The sequence below is a fragment of the Burkholderia sp. Ac-20384 genome, assembly GCF_017104605.1.
GTDB lineage: Bacteria > Pseudomonadota > Gammaproteobacteria > Burkholderiales > Burkholderiaceae > Burkholderia > Burkholderia lata.
On record NZ_JAAGPE010000442.1, the window covers coordinates 1 to 5,282 of the forward strand.

The following is a 5,282-nucleotide window of genomic DNA, read 5'->3' on the forward strand; positions in this document are numbered from 1 at the left end:
TATGTCCCGGATGTCCCGGATGTCCCGGATGTCCCGGATGCACCGAAACACGCCCGCCGACTCAGCAGCGGTCTTCCATCACACCACCGCTGAGCCCATGTCAGCGTGCTGACAGCGTCCGCTTGCTAACATGGGCGCACGCCCAACCGCCACGCGCCGCCCGTCCGATGCCCCCGCCCTCCGCCACCACCTCGCCAGCACCGCCAGCAGGCGACGCACCACCACCCGGCGTCCTCGCGCTGTTCATCGCGTTCTCGCAGATCGGCCTGACCAGCTTCGGCGGCGGGCTCAGCGGGCGGATGATGCGCGACTTCGTCTACGAGCGGCGCTGGCTCGACGAGGAGGCGTTCCTCAACGGCCTCGCGCTGTCGCAGGCGCTGCCGGGCGTCAACGTGAAGAACCTCGCGATCTGGATCGGCTACCGGCTCGCCGGATGGCGCGGCGCGGTGGCCGGCTTCACCGGCATCATCGCGCCGCCGGCCGTGCTGATCGTGCTGTTCGGCATCGCGTTCTCGACCCTCACGCGCTTTCCGCTCACGCATGTCGCGCTCGCCGGCGCGGCGGCGGCAGCGATCGGGCTGTCGATCTCGATGGCGATCACCGCCGTGCGCCGGCTGCCACGCCGCGCGCTGCCGTTTGCGGTGATGGCGCTCACCTTCGTGTCGGTGGCCGTGCTGCACTGGCCGCTCGTGTGGACCGTGCTGGTCGGCGGCACGCTGAGCGTCGCGCTCGAATATCGCCGCGCGGCCGCGACGCCAACCGGGAACGACACGCCATGACCGTATCGCAACGCTACGCCGCGCTGTTCGGCGTGTTCGCGCCGCTGTCGATCGCGACGATCGGCGGCGGACAGGCGATCATCGCCGACATCCAGCGGCAAGTGGTCGACGTGCATCACTGGATGACCGCCACGCAATTCGTGAACGATTTCGCGATCGCGCGGATGGCGCCGGGCCCCGGCTCGCTGCTCGCAACACTGATCGGCTGGCAGGTGGCCGGCTTCTGGGGTGCGGTGATCGCGACGCTCGCGCTGTTCGGCCCGACTGCTTTCCTGATCTACGGCGTCGCGCATCTGTGGCGGCGGCACCAGGGTGCACGCTGGCAGATCGCGCTCGAGGCCGGCCTGCGCCCGGTCGCGGCCGGCATGATCCTCGCGTCGGTGTGGGTGCTGCTGCAGGCGCTCGACGGCGGCTGGGCCGCGCGCGCGATCGCGGTCGCGTCGACGCTGTGCGTGATGTATACGCGCGTTCATGCGCTGCTGCTGATCGCGATCGGCGCGCTGCTGCTGGTCGGCGTGCACACGCTCGGCATGTGACGCGCGGCGACGCGGCGTGCGCGGGCGGCAGCGAACGACGCAGCCGATATCCGCCAAGCGGCGCGAGCGCCTCCGCGCGCCGTCAGCCGCTTGTGCGCCCGGCTCGCGCAACCCGTCGCCTAGACGCCGCGAAACACCGGCGCGCGGCGCGCCGCAAACGCGCGCAACCCTTCGCTGAAGTCCGCGCCTTCGCACGCTTGCCGGCGCAACTCGGCAATCCGTTCGAACGCATCGGCCGGCAACGGTCGCGCGTCCTGCAGCACGCGCAACTGCTCCTTCACCGCATGCACCGCGAGCGGCGCCTTCGCAGCAATCGTGCGCGCGACGTCGAGCGCCGCATCGTCGACACCGCCCGCGTCGGCCAGCCGGTTCACGAGCCCGTGATGCGCGGCGCGCTCCGCATCGAGCGGCTGCGCGCAGAAGAACATCTCCTTCAGCACGTGGATCGGCAGGTTGTCGTAGAAGCGCAGCAGGCCGCTCGTCGAATACGGCAGGCCGATGTTCGCGGGCGTCATCGCGAAACGCGCGTCGCGCGCCGCGACCACCAGGTCGCAGCTCATCACCAGATCGACCGCCCCGCCCCACGCCGAGCCCGCCACCGCCGCGATCACCGCGCCCGGGTAGGTCCGCACACGTCGCAGCGCCCGTTCGAGCGGCTTGCCGTACGCGAGCGGATCGCGATCGTCGGCCAGTTCGCGCAGGTCATGCCCCGCACTCCACACGTCGCCGCTGCCGTCGTTTGACAGGATCACGACGGGCGGCGGACGGTGTTCGGCCAGCGCGTCGAGGCGCGCGACGAGCGCATCGAGCAATGGCGCGTCGAGCGCATGGCGTCGTGCCGGATTCGCGAACCGCACGCGCGCGATCCGCTCGCCGACCATGTCGACCGTCACGTGCGACGCGCTGTCGTGTTTCGTCGTGTCGCTCATTGCACGGCCTCCGCCACGGCTTCCGCCTGGAAGATCGCGCGCTCGGCCAGCAGTGTGTCGATCGCGTCGTCGCCATAGCCCGCTTCGCGCAGCACGTCGACCGTATGCTCGCCGAGCAGCGGCGGCGCATGGCGCGTGCGCGGCGTCGGCATGTCATCACCCATCCCGCCGAGCGGCGTCACGACCTGGCGCAGCGTGCCGAGCGTCGGATGCGCGACCGGCTCGACCAGCCCGCAATGCGCGAGCTGCGGGTCGTCGAACACTTCGTCGAGCGTGTTGATCGGCCCGGCCGGCAGCCCGGCGTCGACGAAACGCTGCGTCCATTCGCGCTTGCCGCGCGTGCGCAGCCGGCTTTCGAGCAACGCTTTCAGGTCGTCGCGGTGCGCGACACGCGCGTCGTTGGTGGCGAAGCGCGGATCGTTCGGCAGCTCGGGCAGATCCAGCAACTGGCACAGCCGCAGCCACATGTCGGTCGTGATCGGCGCGAGGTTGAGCGGCCCGTCGGCCGTCTCGAACACGCCGTACGGCGCGATCACCGCATGCGCATTGCCGGTGCGGCGCGGCACGTCGCCGAGGCTCAGGTAGCGTTGCCCGTGCACGCTCAGCAGCGACACGAGGCTTTCGAGCAGCGACGTGCCGACATGCTGCCCGCGCCCCGTGCGCTCGCGCTCGTAAAGCGCGGCCATTACGCCGGTCGCGACCCACATCCCCGAGCTGAGATCGCCGATCGCGGTGCCCGTGCGGGTCGGCTCGCCGTCGGGAAAACCGGTGAGGCTCATCAGCCCCGCATAGCCCTGCGCGATCTGGTCGAAGCCCGGCCAGTCGCGCAACGGGCCGCGCGGGCCGAACGCGGTGACACTGCCCATCACGAGCCTCGGATCGCGCGCACTCAGCGCTGCATAGCCGAGCCCCATCGCATCCATCGTGCCGGCCTTGAAATTCTCGATCACGACGTCGGCCTGCGCGATCAGCCGCCGCACGACGTCGAGGCCGGCCGGCTGCCGGAAATCCACGCAGATGCCGCGCTTGTTGCGGTTGCAGGACAGGTAGTACGTGCTCACGCCGCGATCGAACGGCCCCCATGCGCGGCTCATGTCGCCGTGCGGCCCCGACTCGACCTTGATCACGTCGGCGCCGAGATCGGCGAGCACCATCGAGCAGAACGGCCCCGACAGCGCGCGGCTCAGATCGACGACCCTGATTCCTTGTAATGCCTGCATTCCGGACTCCTGATATTGATGACTGGGTGTGGCTTGTTGCCGAACGATCGCGGCGTGCCGCTCATTCGGGCAGCGTCTGGTGGCGGGTTTCGACCGAGAACGGCAGGATCAGGATGCCGAGCCCGAACACGGCCGCGGTCCATGCGACCGGCACGCCGAGCGATCCGTAGCCGTGTATCGCAGCGCCGAGCAGGAAGTTCACGCCCGCGCCGATGAAGCGGCCGACCGACGCGTTGAACGCGAACGCGGTGGCCCGCACGCGCGTCGGGTACTGCTCGGGCAGCCATAGCGAGAAGATCGCGAAATTGCCGCCGAAGAAACCGAGGAACGCGAGCGACACCATGAACGCCGCGAGCCCGTTCGGCTGATAGAACGCCCAGCCGAACGCGAACACGATCGAGCCGGCCATGCCCGCGAAATACACGCCGAGCGCGGTGCGGCGGCCGAGCCGTTCGGACAGCCAGGGCGCAACCAGGCAGCCGGCGATCGTCGCGCACGACAGGATCGCCGCGCCGATCGATGCAAGCCGCATCGCGCCGATGTGATCGATGCCCGCGCGCGCCGCCAGCGTGCTGACCGCGCTCGCCTCGTAGACGGAGCCGGCCCACAGCCCGACGATCGCGACGCCGACGAGGCTCGCGCTCGTCACCGTGCGGCGCAGGAAGGCCGGCGCGAAGATCTCGCGCATCGGATGCGCGCGTCGTGCGTCGGCCACGTCGCCGTCGCGTGCGTCATGCCGGCGCCACTGGCCGGGCTCCTTCACGCGCATCACGGTGAACACCGCGAGCAGCGCCGGCGCGAGCCCGCACAGGAACATCGCGCGCCAGCCGTAGGTCGCGCCGATCGTGTAGTTCAGGCACGCCGCGATGAAGAAGCCGAAGTAGTAGCCCGTCTGCAGGTAGCCGGCGCCCATCTTGCGACGGTCTTCCGGCCAGCTCTCGGCGACGTAGGTGCCCGCCAGCGCCCATTCGCCGCCGACACCGATCCCGGCGATCAGCCGGCACGCGGCCAGTGCCCACACGTCGTGCACGAACGCGGCCGCGCCGGTGAACACCGAGTAGATCAGGATGCTCGCGGCGAGCGTACGAACGCGGCCGAAGCGGTCGGCGAGCGGCCCCCAGATGAACGACAGCCCCCAGCCGATCAGGAACAGCGCGAACAGGATCGAGCCGTACATCCCGAGATTCGCGGGCGTCGCCGCGATGCCGGACGCCGGCAGCAGCTCGGTCAGCGCGGGAATCAGCACCAGCGCGTAGATCACCGAATCCACGCCGTCGAGCACCCAGCCCGCATAGACGGCCCAGAAGCCCTTGACCTGCTCGCGCGTGAGCGGCGTGCGCCGCGGCTTCGCGCCGGCCGCCGGCGCGTCGATCGCCTTGAACATCTTCGTCTCCTTGCCGGCGAGGCCGGCACTTTTGCCGCGTCCGGTCCGGGATGGCCGGGAGGCTGGCTCTTTTGTGAGACGAGTATAGAAACACCATCGATCGGGGAAAAATATGATATTCATCTTGCTCGATCGGATTGGCTTATGGCTCGAATCGGGAGGCGGCGGCGATGGACTTGAGGCAGTTGCGCTATTTCGTGAAGGTCGTCGAATGCGGCAACGTCACGCATGCGAGCGAGGCGCTGCATGTCGCGCAGCCGGCGGTCAGCCAGCAGATGCGCAATCTCGAACAGGATCTCGGGATGCAGTTGCTCGAACGCAGCGTGCGCGGCGTTGCGCCCACCGCCGCCGGCCGCACGCTGTACCAGCACGCGCTCGAGCTGCTGCGCCAGGCCGACGGCACGCGCGAGCTGCTGCGCCGCGACGCCGACACG

The 5,282-nt window shown here is 69.9% G+C and carries 6 protein-coding genes; 3 read left to right on the forward strand and 3 right to left on the reverse strand.

Annotation, left to right across the window (positions count from 1 at the left end; translation table 11 throughout):
* The first annotated feature begins 167 nt into the window (after positions 1-167).
* Both G3O00_RS39280 and G3O00_RS39285 read left to right on the forward strand, forming a co-directional pair.
* A complete protein-coding gene (locus G3O00_RS39280) occupies positions 168-779 on the forward strand; it encodes a chromate transporter (protein WP_206146210.1) in 612 nt (203 codons plus the stop codon).
* Entirely contained in the window at positions 776-1,315 is a 540-nt protein-coding gene (locus G3O00_RS39285; protein WP_011351219.1) for a chromate transporter, read from the forward strand. The genes G3O00_RS39280 and G3O00_RS39285 overlap by 4 nt, the downstream gene beginning before the upstream one ends.
* Positions 1,316-1,434: 119 nt before the next feature.
* Here G3O00_RS39285 and scpB read toward each other — a convergent pair whose 3' ends face one another.
* From scpB to G3O00_RS39300, 3 genes are all read right to left on the reverse strand, one after another.
* Positions 1,435-2,244 (reverse strand): methylmalonyl-CoA decarboxylase, encoded by an 810-nt coding sequence (scpB, locus tag G3O00_RS39290; RefSeq protein WP_206146211.1) that lies wholly within the window; start codon positions 2,242-2,244, stop codon positions 1,435-1,437.
* Entirely contained in the window at positions 2,241-3,464 is a 1,224-nt protein-coding gene (locus tag G3O00_RS39295) for a CaiB/BaiF CoA-transferase family protein (protein ID WP_206146212.1), read from the reverse strand. Before G3O00_RS39295 ends, scpB begins: the two co-directional genes overlap by 4 nt.
* A 61-nt stretch (positions 3,465-3,525) precedes the next feature.
* Positions 3,526-4,848, reverse strand: a complete 1,323-nt coding sequence (locus G3O00_RS39300) for an MFS transporter (RefSeq protein ID WP_206146213.1) — start codon at positions 4,846-4,848, stop codon at positions 3,526-3,528.
* Positions 4,849-5,018: 170 nt separating this feature from the next.
* On the opposite strand from G3O00_RS39300, the gene G3O00_RS39305 reads away from it, so the two are divergent.
* A partial coding sequence (locus G3O00_RS39305; protein WP_206146214.1) for a LysR family transcriptional regulator occupies positions 5,019-5,282 on the forward strand: 264 nt, incomplete at its 3' end.